This window comes from Streptomyces cyaneofuscatus, from assembly GCF_000718135.1.
Classification (GTDB): Bacteria; Actinomycetota; Actinomycetes; order Streptomycetales; family Streptomycetaceae; genus Streptomyces; species Streptomyces cyaneofuscatus.
This window is the reverse complement of the sequence record NZ_JOEM01000016.1, coordinates 196,868-210,102: the sequence shown is the minus strand read 5'-3', so window position 1 is coordinate 210,102 and position 13,235 is coordinate 196,868. Positions and strand designations below refer to the sequence as shown.

10 protein-coding genes are annotated in these 13,235 nt (G+C 70.6%); 4 read left to right on the top strand and 6 right to left on the bottom strand.

All coding sequences use genetic code 11. The features are described from left to right. Positions 1 to 29: 29 nt before the first annotated feature. The 3 genes from IF17_RS0125440 to IF17_RS0125430 all read right to left on the bottom strand — a co-directional run bounded on the left by IF17_RS0125440 (position 30) and on the right by IF17_RS0125430 (position 3,044). Positions 30 to 599 carry a hypothetical protein gene (locus IF17_RS0125440; protein ID WP_030570208.1) on the bottom strand — a complete coding sequence of 190 codons (570 nt, stop codon included), beginning with the start codon at positions 597 to 599 and terminating at the stop codon, positions 30 to 32. Between the two features lie 233 nt (positions 600 to 832). Beyond that, a complete protein-coding gene (locus IF17_RS0125435) occupies positions 833 to 1,750 on the bottom strand; it encodes a tRNA (adenine-N1)-methyltransferase (protein ID WP_018515359.1) in 918 nt (305 codons plus the stop codon). A gap of 43 nt (positions 1,751 to 1,793) precedes the next feature. Further along, positions 1,794 to 3,044: a site-2 protease family protein gene (locus IF17_RS0125430; RefSeq protein WP_030570204.1), complete on the bottom strand. Its 1,251-nt coding sequence runs from the start codon at positions 3,042 to 3,044 to the stop codon at positions 1,794 to 1,796. Between the two features lie 177 nt (positions 3,045 to 3,221). On the opposite strand from IF17_RS0125430, the gene IF17_RS0125425 reads away from it, so the two are divergent. Together IF17_RS0125425 and IF17_RS0125420 are read left to right on the top strand one after the other, a co-directional pair. Continuing rightward, the gene (locus IF17_RS0125425) at positions 3,222 to 4,067 is read left to right on the top strand and encodes a PD-(D/E)XK nuclease family protein (protein ID WP_030570201.1); all 846 of its coding nucleotides are present in this window, start codon (positions 3,222 to 3,224) and stop codon (positions 4,065 to 4,067) included. A gap of 9 nt (positions 4,068 to 4,076) precedes the next feature. Further along, on the top strand, positions 4,077 to 4,748 hold the full coding sequence (locus tag IF17_RS0125420; protein ID WP_030570198.1) for a response regulator: 672 nt from the start codon (positions 4,077 to 4,079) through the stop codon (positions 4,746 to 4,748). A gap of 87 nt (positions 4,749 to 4,835) precedes the next feature. On the opposite strand, the gene IF17_RS0125415 is transcribed toward IF17_RS0125420, so the two are convergent. The 3 genes from IF17_RS0125415 to metH all read right to left on the bottom strand — a co-directional run bounded on the left by IF17_RS0125415 (position 4,836) and on the right by metH (position 11,054). Then, positions 4,836 to 6,434 (bottom strand): ABC transporter substrate-binding protein, encoded by a 1,599-nt coding sequence (locus IF17_RS0125415; protein WP_030570195.1) that lies wholly within the window; start codon positions 6,432 to 6,434, stop codon positions 4,836 to 4,838. A gap of 261 nt (positions 6,435 to 6,695) precedes the next feature. Then, positions 6,696 to 7,397 (bottom strand): HAD family hydrolase, encoded by a 702-nt coding sequence (locus IF17_RS0125410; protein WP_030570192.1) that lies wholly within the window; start codon positions 7,395 to 7,397, stop codon positions 6,696 to 6,698. Positions 7,398 to 7,538: 141 nt separating this feature from the next. Beyond that, entirely contained in the window at positions 7,539 to 11,054 is a 3,516-nt protein-coding gene (gene metH, locus IF17_RS0125405; RefSeq protein ID WP_030570189.1) for a methionine synthase, read from the bottom strand. A gap of 240 nt (positions 11,055 to 11,294) precedes the next feature. On the opposite strand from metH, the gene IF17_RS0125400 reads away from it, so the two are divergent. Both IF17_RS0125400 and IF17_RS0125395 read left to right on the top strand, forming a co-directional pair. Next, entirely contained in the window at positions 11,295 to 12,059 is a 765-nt protein-coding gene (locus tag IF17_RS0125400) for an IclR family transcriptional regulator (RefSeq protein ID WP_030570186.1), read from the top strand. A 367-nt stretch (positions 12,060 to 12,426) separates the two neighbouring features. After that, on the top strand, positions 12,427 to 13,218 hold the full coding sequence (locus tag IF17_RS0125395; RefSeq protein ID WP_030570182.1) for an MIP/aquaporin family protein: 792 nt from the start codon (positions 12,427 to 12,429) through the stop codon (positions 13,216 to 13,218). The last annotated feature ends 17 nt before the right edge of the window (positions 13,219 to 13,235 follow it).

Genomic DNA, 13,235 nt, shown 5'->3' with positions numbered 1-13,235 from the left:
GACGCCGCCTGACGCGCACGGCCAGCCACTCAGACGCTGCGCGCGAGGTCTCCCGAGGTGCGGACGAAGGCGTTGCCCTTCCACCGCCAGGAGGCCTGCTCCTCCTGGTCGGGGCAGCAGCGGGGCACCTCCAGCGAGGAGTAGCCGAGCAGGGTCGCCGAGACGCGCCCCTCGCGTACGGCGAAGTCCCCGACGGCCTTCCTGTCGGCGGGGTCCACCAGGGTCGCCACGACCCTCGGTGCGGCCCCGCTCCGCTGTGTCAGGACGTAGATGCCGCTCGGCGGGGTCCCCGAGCCCGCGTCGCAGTGGACCACGGCGACGGTTTCCGGCCGCCCGTCGCCGTCGAGGTCTCCGGGGGCCTGCTTCGCCACGGTGGTCCCGGCCCCGCCGCACTCCAGGGGGAAGTCCACCGTCGCCGGGTCCGGGGCGGCCACGGGCGTGGTGGTCCGCTTCTCCGGGGCCGTGGCGGTGGCGGTGGCCGTACGGGGCTGGAGCAGCCCGGCCAGGGCGACGACGCCGGCCATGGCCGCGGCCGTGGCGAGCCAGTGCACCGGCTTCGTGGCGGTGTGCGCGAGGTCCGGGAGCGCGGAGGTCTGCACGCGGTGTGTCTCCATGTGGTTCCTGGGAGATGTGGTTCCTGGAGCCCGGGGAAAGGGTGGGTCCGCCCCCGAGGGGTGGCCAGCATCGTGCCACACCTCACACGCCGGGGGAACGGCGGGGTGTACGCCGGTTTCACCGCCGGGGCGCGCGCCCGGGGGCAACGCGAAGGCGCCGCCGCGCAGTTCCCCGGTCGGTCGGGGAACTGCGCGGCGGCGCCGGTTCGTTGGGCGGGTCAGCCGCGGTCGGCGGCGGAGCCTCCGCGGCTCTGGCTGCCCGGTCCGTCGTAGTCCTCGCCGTAGGCGCCCTTGGAGGGGCGGCGGCGGCGCAGCGGCGGCTCGACGCCGTCCGCGAGCCGGCGGGCGGTGACCAGGAAGCCGGTGTGGCCGATCATCCGGTGGTCGGGGCGGACGGCCAGGCCCTCGACGTGCCAGTTGCGGATCATCGACTCCCAGGGCTGCGGTTCGGCGAAGCAGCCGATCTCGCGGATGGACTCGACGGTGCGCGAGAGCTGGGTGGTGGTGGCGACGTAGGCGCAGAGGATGCCGCCGGGCACCAGGGCCTTGGAGACGGCCTCCAGGCACTCCCAGGGGGCGAGCATGTCCAGCACGACGCGGTCGACGTCGGTGTCGGAGAGGTTGTCCTGGAGGTCTCCGACGGTCAGCTGCCAGGCGGGGTGCGGCGAGCCGAAGTAGCGCTCGACGTTCTGCTGGGCGATCTCGGCGAAGTCCTCACGGCGCTCGTAGGAGTGCAGCATGCCCTGCTCACCGATGGCGCGCAGCAGGAAGGTGGAGAGCGAGCCGGATCCGACCCCGGCCTCCACGACGCGGGCGCCGGGGAAGATGTCCGCGAAGGCCAGGATCTGCCCCGCGTCCTTGGGGTAGACCACGGCGGCGCCGCGGGGCATGGAGAGGACGTAGTCGGGGAGCAGGGGGCGCAGCGCGAGGTAGGCGACGTTCCCCGTGGTGCGGACAACACTGCCCTCGGGAGCACCGATCAGCTCGTCGTGCTGGAAAGAACCCTTGTGGGTGTGGAAGTTCTTTCCGGCTTCGAGCGTGAAGGTGTAGTGGCGTCCCTTGGGGTCGGTGAGCTGGACCTGGTCCCCGACCTTGAAGGGCCCACGTCGGCGGGCGGCACCGGTCGGTTCAGACATGTGACCAGCGTACCGGTGTTTCAGGGGCCCTTTTCCGGGGCCTTCAGGACTCGGGGCGGGCCATGGCCTTGACGAAGGCGCGCTCCACGTCGGCGGTGGAGAGGACTCCGTAGATCTCGCCGGTCTCCTCGATCACCAGGTACTCGGTGGCCGGGGTGGCCTTGAGCCGGTCCAGGAGGGCTTCGCCGGCCAGTTCGGCGGGGACCTTCATGCCGTCGGTGAGGTCCTGGGCGAGGCCGCTGACGGCGACCCAGGGGCGGCGGTGTTCGGGGACGCCGACGATGGCGGCCTCGCGGACGACGCCCTTGGGGTTGCCCTGTCCGTCGACGACGACCAGCGCGCGGGCGCCCGCCTCGTTGGCCCGGCGCAGCGCCTCGGAGAGGGGGGTGGCGGACTCGACGGGGACGGCGCGCCGGGTGAGGGTGCGGGCCCGCAGGTCGGGCAGGTGCTCGCGGAGGCGGGCCATGCGCAGGCTGTTCCCGGCGCCGGTCCAGATGATGCCGGCGAGGATCGCGGCGAGCAGGGCGTCCATGACGGTCTCCACACCGCCGATGTCCTCGTTGGCGCTGCCGAGCGCACCGGTGTGGGTGAGCAGCGGGAGGCCGATGAGGACGGTGACGGCGAGGCCCCGGCCGACCCAGGCGGCGGCGATGGTGCCGCTCATGGGCTTGCCGGTGATCTTCCACACGATGGCGCGGAGCATCCGGCCGCCGTCGAGGGGCAGGCCGGGCAGCAGGTTGAAGGCGGCCACGATGAGGTTGGAGATCATCAGGCCGGCGATCAGGACGCCGGGGACGGTGCCGGGCTCGACGAACCGCATCGCGCCGTAGAAGACACCGCCGAGGACGAGGGAGAGGAGGGGGCCGACGAAGGCGAGGATGAACTCGCGGCCGGGGGTCTCGGTCTCCTTCTCGATCTCGGAGACGCCGCCGAAGAACTGGAGCTGGATGCGGCGGACGGGGAGCTTGTAGCGCAGGGCGGCGACCGTGTGGGCCAGTTCGTGGACGAGTACGGAGGCGTAGAAGGCGATCGCGAAGAAGAGGGCGACGAGATAGCGGGCGCCGCCGAGTTCGGGCAGCACCCGGTCGAGCTGGCCGCCGAAGACCCAGGTGATCAGTGCGGCGACGACGAACCAGCTGGGCGCCACGTACACGGGCACACCGAAGGGACGGCCCATGAGCAGACCGCCGCCCGGATCAGCGGGCCGTTTCGGCTTGCCGCTGCCGGGGGCGGCGGAGGGGTCCGTTCCCCCTGCGCCGGGCTGCGGCCGCCCGCTGTCGCCGCTCTCGTCCACGGGGTCCCTTCGGTTCGGTACGTGGCCTGCGCCACGATGATGCTGTCTGCGAGGGTCTGCCGTCGATGGTATGCCGCCGACTGTCAGTGGCGGGCCGTAGGGTCTTCAGACATGACCTCCGTGCCCCGGCCGCCGCAGCCGCCCACATCTCTGTCGCCGTCGCGGGCGAGCGATTTCATGCAGTGCCCTCTGCTCTACCGCTTCCGGGTCATCGACAAACTGCCGGAGAAGCCCAGCGAGGCGGCTACCCGGGGCACCCTGGTCCATGCGGTGCTGGAGCGGCTCTTCGACGCCCCGGCGGCGGACCGTACGGCGCCGCGGGCGCGGGCGCTGATTCCCGGCCAGTGGGACCGGCTGCTGGAGGCGAAGCCGGAGCTGGGCGAGCTGTTCGCCGGGGACACCGAGGGCGAGCGGCTGTCGCGCTGGCTGGGCGAGGCGGAGCGGCTGGTGGAGCGGTGGTTCTCGCTGGAGGACCCGACGCGTCTGGAGCCGGCCGAGCGGGAGCTCTTCGTCGAGACGGAGCTGGAGTCGGGGCTGCGGCTGCGCGGGGTGATCGACCGGATCGATGTGGCGCCGACCGGGGATGTGCGGATCGTCGACTACAAGACGGGGAAGGCGCCGAGGCCGGAGTATGCCGAGGGCCCGCTCTTCCAGATGAAGTTCTACGCGCTGGTGATCTGGCGGCTGAAGGGGATCGTGCCGCGCCGGCTCCAGCTGGTCTATCTGGGCAGCGGCGATGTGCTGACGTACGACCCGGTGGTGGCGGACCTGGAGCGGGTGGAGCGCAAGCTGCTCGCGCTGTGGGAGGCGATCGCGCTGGCGACCGAGACCGGTGACTGGCGGCCGCGCCCGACGAAGCTGTGCGGCTGGTGCGATCACCAGGCGGTGTGTCCGGAATTCGGCGGGACTCCCCCGGTCTATCCGCTGTCGGTTCGCCCGGCGGAGTCGGGCGAGGATGACCAGGGCAGAATGGGACCGGTCGGGGCCGAGGCCGGCCGTGCCGTGGCCCTTGAGGGCCCTTAAGGAGTTCCTGTGGCGATCCGCGTCCTTCTGGTCGACGACCAGCCTCTGCTGCGCACCGGTTTCCGGATGATCCTGGAGGCCGAGGGCGATCTGGCGGTGGTCGGTGAGGCCGGTGACGGTCTGCAGGCCATCGACCAGGTGCGGGCGCTCCAGCCCGATGTGGTGCTGATGGACATCCGGATGCCGCGGATGGACGGCGTGGAGGCGACCCGCCAGATCACCGGCCCCGGCAAGGACGGTCCGGCGAAGGTGCTGGTGCTGACCACGTTCGATCTCGACGAGTACGTGGTGGAGGCGCTGCGCGCGGGGGCGAGCGGCTTCCTGCTGAAGGACGCCCCGGCCAATGAGCTGGTCCAGGCGATCCGGGTGGTGGCGGCGGGCGAGGCGATGCTCGCCCCGAGCATCACGCGCCGGCTCCTCGACAAGTACGCGGACCACCTGCCCTCGGGCGAGGACCCGGTCCCGGACGCCCTGCACACGCTGACGGACCGTGAGGTGGAGGTTCTGAAGCTGGTGGCGCGGGGGCTGTCCAACGCGGAGATCGCGGCGGACCTGTTCGTCAGCGAGACGACGGTCAAGACGCATGTGGGCCATGTGCTGACGAAGCTGGGCCTGCGCGACCGGGTGCAGGCCGCGGTGTACGCGTACGAGAGCGGGCTGGTGCGTCCGGGAGCGCAGTAGCAGCCACCGTACGAAAGCCGTCCGGCCCGCACCGATCCTGCTGACAGGGGGTGCGGGCCGGACGGCTTTCGTGGCTCCGAGCGGTGCTCAGGCGTTGGTCTTGTTGAGCTCCCAGAGCTGGAGCTCGGAGGTGGCGCTGACGGACCGCTCGACCCCGGCGACCCCGCTGCGGGAGGCCACGTACTGCTTGCCCTGCCAGATCGGCAGGACGGGCACGTCGGTGGCGACGATGTCCTGGAGCTTCTCGTACGTCGTGGCGGCGGCGCTGCGGTCGGCGGCGCGGCGCGACTTCGGGATGAGGACGTTCTGCGCTTCCTGCGACCGGTAGGGGGAGTTGAGGAAGTTGTTCTTGTCCAGGAACGGGGCGGTGTAGTTGTCCGGGTCCGGGAAGTCGGGGAACCAGCCCATGCCGTAGGCCGCGTAGTCGCCGCGCTTCTGCTCCGGGCGGTACTTCGACCACTCCTTGCCCTGGACGTCGACGTCGAAGAGGCCCGAGCCGTTCAGCTGCGCCTGGAGCGCCTTGAACTCCTTGGCGGTGGCGGAGCCGTAGTGGTCGTTGGTGTAGTGCAGGGTGAACTTGACCGGCGTCTTGACCCCGGCGTTCCTGAGGGTCCGCGCGGCCTTGGCGGCGCTGGGCTCGCCGTACTTGTTGAAGAAGGCGTTGGTGTGGCCGGTGATGCTGGAGGGGATCAGCGAGTAGAGCGGCTCGGCGGTGGTGCCGTACACCTTGCCCGCGATCTCGCCCCGGTCGATGATCTGCGCCATGGCCTGCCGGACGGACTTGTTGACCACGGGGTCCTTGGTGTTGAACCCGAGGTAGCTGATGGCGAGGCCGGGCATCTCGGTGAGCTCGATGCCCTCCTTCGGCTTCACCAGCATGTCGCGGGCCTGCTCGGGCGACATGGCCCGGGTCATCATGTGGATCTTCTTCTCCTCCAGCGCCTTGCCCATGGCGTCGGCGTCGGGGAAGAGGTCCATCTCGACCTTGTCGTTGAGGACCTTCAGCTCGCCCTTGTAGGAGGGGTTCTTGGTGAAGGCGATCCGGGTGACCCGGCCGTCCTCGACCTGCGGCTTCATGGTGTACGGCCCCGAGCCGTCGACCTGGAAGCCGTCGCGCGCCTCCTTCGCCGGGTACTTCCCCTTGGGGACGATGCCGGCGGCGGGGGTGGCGAGCTTGTACGGGAAGGTCGCGTCGGGCGTGTTCAGGTGGAAGATCACCTGGTCGCTGCCCTTGGTCTCGATCGTGTCGATGTTGGCGAGGAGCCCGACCGGTCCGCTGTCGGAGTTGATGTCGATCACCCGCTGGATGGAGAACTTCACATCCTCGGCGGTGACGGGGGTGCCGTCGGCGAACTTGAGGCCCGCGCGCAGGGTGCAGCGGTAGCTCTCGTTCGCGTTGTCCGTGAAGGTGCAGCTCTGCGCGGCCTCGGGCACCGGCTCGCCGCCGCCGGCCGGCACGGTGGTCAGGGTCTGCACGGTCTGCCGCAGGACGTTCCAGACGCCTGCCTCGTACCCGATGGCCGGGTCGAGAGGAGCGGGGTTCTCCTCGGAGGCCACGAGCTGGTCCGTGGTGCCGACGACGATGGCGCCCTCGCCACCGGCGCCGCTGTCCGTGCTGCCGCAGGCGGCGAGCACGGGGGCGAGCAGGCCGACGACGGCCGGCAGCACCAGGGTCTTGCGGTTCATACGGACGTTCTCCCTCATCACGGTGGGTGAGGAATCAAAGTTAGTAGCCGCCGGTGACCGCCCCGACCGCGCTCGGAGCGGGCCGCCCTCCCCCGGCCTCCGGAGGGGGCGATATTTGATCACCATTCCGGACAGATCAACCGATCACGGCAGGCCGGGGAGGGTTTCCAGGTGAGGAAGCTCACCCTTCCCGCCTCTTCACACAGGGGGACTGTGGCTGATTCACGTCCACGGAAAATTTCCGGAACGCACACGGATCCTTCAGCCCGTGGCGGCGACGAGCTTCCGCAGAAAGGCGAGGTCGACCTCTTCGAGGGAGCCGACGACGACCCGGCCGGAGACGGGGGCGATGGGGGCCACGGACGGTACGGCGACCACCCGGCACCCCGCCGCCTCGGCGGCGGCCACCCCGGTCGCGGTGTCCTCGATGACCGCGCAGCGCCACGGGTCGGCGCCGAAGCCCGCGGCGGCGGTGAGGTAGGGCTCGGGGTGCGGCTTGGTGCGGGTGACCTCGTCACCGGCGACCGTGAGCGCGAAGTGGTGGTGGCCCACCGAGTCCAGCACCCGGTCGATGATCCGGCGGTGCGAGGCCGAGACGAGCGCGGTGGGGATCTGTGACGCGGCCAGCTCGGCGAGCAGTCTCCCGGCGCCGGGCATGAGCGGCACGCCGTGCCGGATGCGCTTCTCGAAGCGGTCGTTGAGCAGCACGGTCAGCTCGTCCAGAGCGATGTCGGCGCCGGTGACGTCGATCAGGTAGCCGGCGCTGCGGGTCATCGGCCCGCCGACGACGACGTCCCGCCAGGGCTCCTCCAGACGGTGTCCGAGGTCGGCGAAGACCTCCTTCTCGACGTCCCACCAGAAGCCCTCGGTATCGACCAGGGTTCCGTCCATGTCGAGAAGGACCGCCTGCAGGGCGGCGCCTTCGGCCGTGCGGGTCAGGGACGCGGGGACCGTACTCGTCATCCGGCACACCTTCCGTAAGGGACGAGAAGGCCGGCCGCCATTCCCCAAGGGGAGGGCGACCGGCCTGCACTGGACCGACCAGTGTACGACGTGTCGGGCCGCGGTGCGCGAACGACGCGGAGCCGCGGGGTGAAGGGGCGGCTACCGTGCGTTGAAGTACTTCGCCTCGGGGTGGTGGATGACGAGGGCGTCGGTGGACTGCTCCGGGTGGAGCTGGAACTCCTCGGAGAGCTCCACTCCGATCCGGCCCGGCTGGAGGAGGTCGGCGATCTTCGCGCGGTCCTCCAGGTCGGGGCAGGCCCCGTAACCGAGCGAGAACCGTGCGCCCCGGTACTTCAGCGCGAACATGTCCTCGACGTCGGCGGGGTCCTCCCCGGCGAAGCCCAGCTCGCTGCGGACCCGGGCGTGCCAGTACTCGGCGAGGGCCTCGGCGAGCTGGACGGAGAGGCCGTGCAGCTCCAGGTAGTCGCGGTAGGAGTTGGCGGCGAACAGCTCGGCGGTGGCCTCGCCGATCCGGGAGCCGACGGTGACGACCTGGAGGCCGATGACGTCCGTCTCGCCGGACTCCTCGGGGCGGAAGAAGTCCGCGAGGCAGAGGCGGCGGCCGCGGCGCTGGCGCGGGAAGGTGAAGCGGGTCCGCTCGGAGCCGTCCTCGTGCAGGAGGATCAGGTCCTCGCCCTTGGAGACGCAGGGGAAGTAGCCGTAGACGACGGCGGCTTCCAGGAGGTTGTTGGACTGGAGGTGGTCCAGCCAGCCGCGCAGGTGCGGGCGCCCCTCGGTCTCCACCAGCTCCTCGTACGTCGGTCCGTCACCGGTCCTGGCCTGCTTGAGGCCCCACTGGCCCTTGAACAGGGCGCCCTCGTCGAGCCAGGAGGCGTACTCCTTGAGCGGGATGCCCTTGATGACCCGGGTGCCCCAGAACGGCGGCTCGGGGACGGGGTTGGTGGTGGAGACGTCCGAGCGCACCGAGCCCTCGGGCTCCTCGACCTCCAGCACCGCCGCGACGTCCTTCTTGGGGACCCGGCGCTGCTTGAGCTCGGGCAGGGCCGCGCCCGGCACACCGCGCTTGACGCCGATGAGCGCGTCCATGAGGCGCAGTCCCTCGAAGGCGTCGCGGGCGTAGCGGACCTCGCCCTCGTAGATCTCGTGCAGGTCCTGCTCGACGTAGGCTCTGGTCAGCGCGGCGCCGCCGAGGATGACCGGGAAGTCGGCGGCCATCTTGCGCTGGTTGAGCTCCTGGAGGTTCTCCTTCATGATCACGGTCGACTTCACCAGGAGACCGGACATGCCGATGACGTCGGCGCGGTGTTCCTCGGCGGCTTCGAGGATCGCGGAGACGGGCTGCTTGATGCCGAGGTTGACGACGTTGTAGCCGTTGTTGGAGAGGATGATGTCGACGAGGTTCTTGCCGATGTCGTGGACGTCGCCGCGGACGGTGGCGAGCACGATCGTGCCCTTGCCCTCGTCGTCGGACTTCTCCATGTGCGGCTCCAGATGGGCCACCGCGCTCTTCATGACCTCGGCGGACTGGAGGACGAACGGCAGCTGCATCTGGCCGGAGCCGAACAGCTCGCCGACCACCTTCATGCCTTCAAGCAGCGTGTTGTTGACGATGTCCAGGGCCGGGGTGTCCTGGAGCGCCTCGTCCAGGTCGGCCTCCAGGCCGTTCTTCTCGCCGTCGATGATGCGGCGCTGGAGCCGCTCGTCCAGCGGGAGGGCCATCAGCTCCTCGGCCTTGCCCGCCTTCATCGACTTCATGTTGACGCCCTCGAAGAGCTCCATGAGCTTCTGGAGGGGGTCGTAGCCCTCGGCGCGGCGGTCGTAGATCAGGTCGAGGGCGACCTTGACCTGCTCCTCCTCCAGCCGGGCGATGGGCAGGATCTTCGAGGCGTGCACGATCGCGGAGTCCAGGCCCGCCTTGACGCACTCGTCGAGGAAGACGGAGTTCAGCACGACCCGGGCGGCCGGGTTGAGGCCGAAGGAGATGTTGGAGAGGCCCAGGGTGGTCTGGACGTCCGGGTGGCGCTTCTTCAGCTCGCGGATGGCCCCGATGGTGGCGATGCCGTCGCCGCGGGACTCCTCCTGGCCGGTGCAGATGGTGAAGGTCAGGGTGTCGATGAGGATGTCGGACTCGCGGATGCCCCAGTTGGTGGTGAGGTCCTCGATGAGCCGCTCGGCGATGGCGACCTTGTGCTCGATCGTCCGCGCCTGGCCCTCCTCGTCGATGGTCAGGGCGATCAGGGCGGCGCCGTGTTCGGAGGCCAGGGCGCTGACCTGCGCGAAGCGGGACTCGGGGCCGTCGCCGTCCTCGTAGTTCACCGAGTTCAGCACGGCGCGGCCGCCGAGCTTCTCCAGGCCGGCGCGGAGCACGGGCAGCTCGGTGGAGTCCAGCACGATCGGGAGGGTGGAGGCGGTCGCGAAGCGGCCGGCCAGCTCCGCCATGTCGGCGACGCCGTCACGGCCCACGTAGTCGACGCAGAGGTCGAGCATGTGCGCGCCCTCGCGGATCTGGTCCCGGGCCATCTCCACGCAGTCGTCCCAGCGGGCCTCCAGCATGGCCTCGCGGAACTTCTTGGAGCCGTTGGCGTTGGTGCGCTCCCCGATCGCCAGGTAGGCGGTGTCCTGGCGGAAGGGGATGTGCTGGTAGAGCGAGGCCGCGCCGGGCTCGGGGCGCGGGTCGCGCTCGGGCGGCGTGAGCCCCTGGGCCCGCTCGACGACGGCCTTCATGTGGGCCGGGGTCGTACCGCAGCAGCCGCCGATGAGGGAGAGGCCGTAGTCCCGGACGAACAGCTCCTGGGAGTCGGCGAGCCCGTCGGGGCCGAGCGGGAAGTGCGCGCCGTCCTTGGTGAGGACGGGCAGGCCGGCGTTGGGCATGCACATCAGGGGCGTACGGGAGTGGCGGGCGAGGTAGCGCAGGTGCTCGCTCATCTCGTCCGGGCCGGTGGAGCAGTTCAGACCGATGAGGTCGATGCCCAGCGGCTCCAGGGCGGTCAGGGCGGCGCCGATCTCGGAGCCGAGCAGCATGACGCCGGTCGTCTCGAAGGCGAGGGAGCAGATCAGCGGCACGTCGATGCCGAGGGCGTCCATGGCCCGGCGGGCGCCGATGATGCTGGACTTGGTCTGCAGCAGGTCCTGGGTGGTCTCGACGATCAGGGCGTCGGAGCCGCCCGCGAGGAGGCCCTCGGCGTTCTTCTGGTAGCCGTCGCGCAGGACGTCGTACGTGATGTGGCCGAGCGAGGGCAGCTTGGTGCCGGGGCCGATCGAGCCGAGGACCCAGCGCTGACGGCCGTCCTTCGCGCCGAACTCGTCGGCGACCTCGCGGGCGATGCGGGCGCCGGACTCGGAGAGCTCGAAGATCCGGTCGGCGATCTCGTACTCGTTGGCGGCGGAGTGGTTCGCGCCGAACGTGTTGGTCTCCACGCAGTCGACGCCGACCGCGAAGTACTCCTCGTGGACGGTGCGCACGATGTCGGGGCGGGTGATGTTGAGGATCTCGTTGCAGCCTTCGAGGTTCTCGAAGTCCTCAAGGGTCGGGTCCTGCGCCTGGAGCATGGTGCCCATCGCACCGTCGGCCACCACCACCCGGGTGGCGAGCGCCTCGCGCAGGGCTGCTGCGCGGGTCCGGCTGTCGGGGGCGGGTGTAGGCAACGAGGCCATGGATGATCTCCCAGGGATGCGACGGCTGTCGGCTTTGCGTCCTTCTTGGGGAAGGCGCACCCCGTCAGCGTAGCCGGACACCTCGACGCGTGGTCGGTCCGTCCATGAGACGGACTGCATGCTGTGCGGGTGCGGGCGCGGCGGACCGTCAGGAGGAGACTTTCCCCCGGAGTCCGGCGCAGGTCGGCATCGACCGATAGTGTTCAGCATTGTCGAACCGAGGTGGAGGAGTACGGCGCGATGGCCAAGAACATCCAGTCGCTGGAGCGGGCGGCCGCGATGCTGCGTCTGCTGGCGGGCGGCGAGCGGCGGCTCGGGCTGTCCGACATCGCCTCCTCCCTGGGGCTGGCCAAGGGCACCGCCCACGGAATCCTCCGCACCCTCCAGCTGGAGGGGTTCGTCGAGCAGGACGCCACCTCGGGGCGCTACCAGCTCGGCGCCGAGCTGCTGCGCCTCGGCAACAGCTATCTCGACGTCCACGAGCTGCGGGCCCGCGCCCTGGTCTGGACGGACGACCTGGCCCGCTCCAGCGGCGAGAGCGTCCACCTCGGCGTCCTCCACCAGCACGGCGTCCTCATCGTCCACCACGTCTTCCGGCCCGACGACAGCCGCCAGGTGCTGGAGGTCGGGGCGATGCAGCCGCTGCACTCCACGGCGCTCGGCAAGGTGCTGTCCGCCTACGACCCGGTGGCGCACAGCGAGGTCATGGAGGCGGAGCGCCGCTCCTTCACCGGGCGCACGGTGACGGCCGCCGACGAGTTCGAGGCGATGCTGGACCTGATCCGCGCCCAGGGCTGGGCCGCCGACGCCGAGGAGACCTGGGAAGGGGTGGCCGCCGTGTCCGCCCCGATCCACGACCGGCGCAGGATGCCGGTGGGCGCGGTGGCGGTGACGGGCGCGGTGGAGCGGGTGGCGCCGGGCGGCGTGCTGCGGCCCGAGCTGATCGCGGCCGTACGGGACTGTGCGCGGGCGGTCTCCCGGGACCTGGGCGCCGGGCGCTTCTGAGGACCGGGCGCCCCTGAGGGCCGGGCGCCCCTGATTGGCGGGCTGCCGCACCCGTAACGCATGCGCGGACGCGCCCGGGTGCGCCCGCGCGCGTCCGGGCGCATCGTGGGGTAACGATCGCGTCGCGCACCGGATCCTCGGCCACAGAACCCTTGACGCTTCCTTCACTCGGGGGAAACACTGCCGTTCAACGGTCGGCATTGTCGAACGCCTAACGGCAATACGCGTTAGGGTGTGACAGTGCCAAGGGCCGGTCAAGCCCTTACAGGTGGGCTGCCCACACTTCGTGGATACCCACCTGGGGCGCGGACCACCGGAGGGACCCGGTGTTCCGCTCTCCCCTGGACGAAGGACAAAGGAGTCGCGGGTGTCCAGCTCCGACATTTTCATCGGCGAGACCATCGGTACCGCCGTACTCATCCTGCTCGGCGGCGGTGTCTGTGCCGCCGTCACGCTGAAGCGCTCGAAGGCCCAGAACGCGGGCTGGCTGGCCATCACCTTCGGGTGGGGTTTCGCCGTGCTGACCGGCGCCTACCTGGCCGGCGGTGTCTCGGGCGCCCACCTCAACCCCGCGGTCACCCTCGGCCTCGCCATTCAGGGCGGTACCGCGTGGGGCGACGTGCCCCTCTACCTCGGCTCGCAGCTGCTCGGCGCGATGATCGGCGCCGTACTGGTCTACGCGGTGTACTACGGGCAGTTCCACGCCCACCTCACCGACCCGGAGATCATCAGGGCGCAGCCCTCCGACGAGGCGATGGTCGACCAGACCTCCGCCCCCAAGGCCGGACCGGTGCTCGGGATCTTCTCCACCGGCCCCGAGATCCGCAACAGCGTGCAGAACGTCGTCACCGAGGTCATCGCCACCGTCGTGCTGGTCCTGGCGATCCTGACCCAGGGCCTCAACGACGAGGGCAACGGCCTCGGCACACTCGGCGCCCTGGTCACGGCCCTGGTCGTGGTCGGTATCGGCCTCTCGCTCGGCGGCCCCACGGGGTACGCCATCAACCCGGTCCGTGACCTCGGACCGCGCATCGTGCACGCGGTGCTGCCGCTGCCGAACAAGGGTGGTTCCGACTGGGGCTACGCGTGGGTACCCATCGTGGGTCCGCTCATCGGCGGCGCACTCGCCGGTGGGCTCTACAACCTGGCCTTCGCCTAGCCCACTCGGGTATCAGC

Excerpts from the sequence above, each read along its gene's own strand:
- IF17_RS0125415 (WP_030570195.1), bottom strand. The coding sequence starts at position 6,434 with ATGAACCGCAAGACCCTGGTGCTGCCGGCCGTCGTCGGCCTGCTCGCC.
- IF17_RS0125410 (WP_030570192.1), bottom strand. The coding sequence starts at position 7,397 with ATGACGAGTACGGTCCCCGCGTCCCTGACCCGCACGGCCGAAGGCGCC.
- IF17_RS0125435 (WP_018515359.1), bottom strand. The coding sequence starts at position 1,750 with ATGTCTGAACCGACCGGTGCCGCCCGCCGACGTGGGCCCTTCAAGGTC.
- IF17_RS0125425 (WP_030570201.1), top strand. The coding sequence starts at position 3,222 with ATGCAGTGCCCTCTGCTCTACCGCTTCCGGGTCATCGACAAACTGCCG.
- IF17_RS0125400 (WP_030570186.1), top strand. The coding sequence starts at position 11,295 with ATGGCCAAGAACATCCAGTCGCTGGAGCGGGCGGCCGCGATGCTGCGT.
- metH (WP_030570189.1), bottom strand. The coding sequence starts at position 11,054 with ATGGCCTCGTTGCCTACACCCGCCCCCGACAGCCGGACCCGCGCAGCA.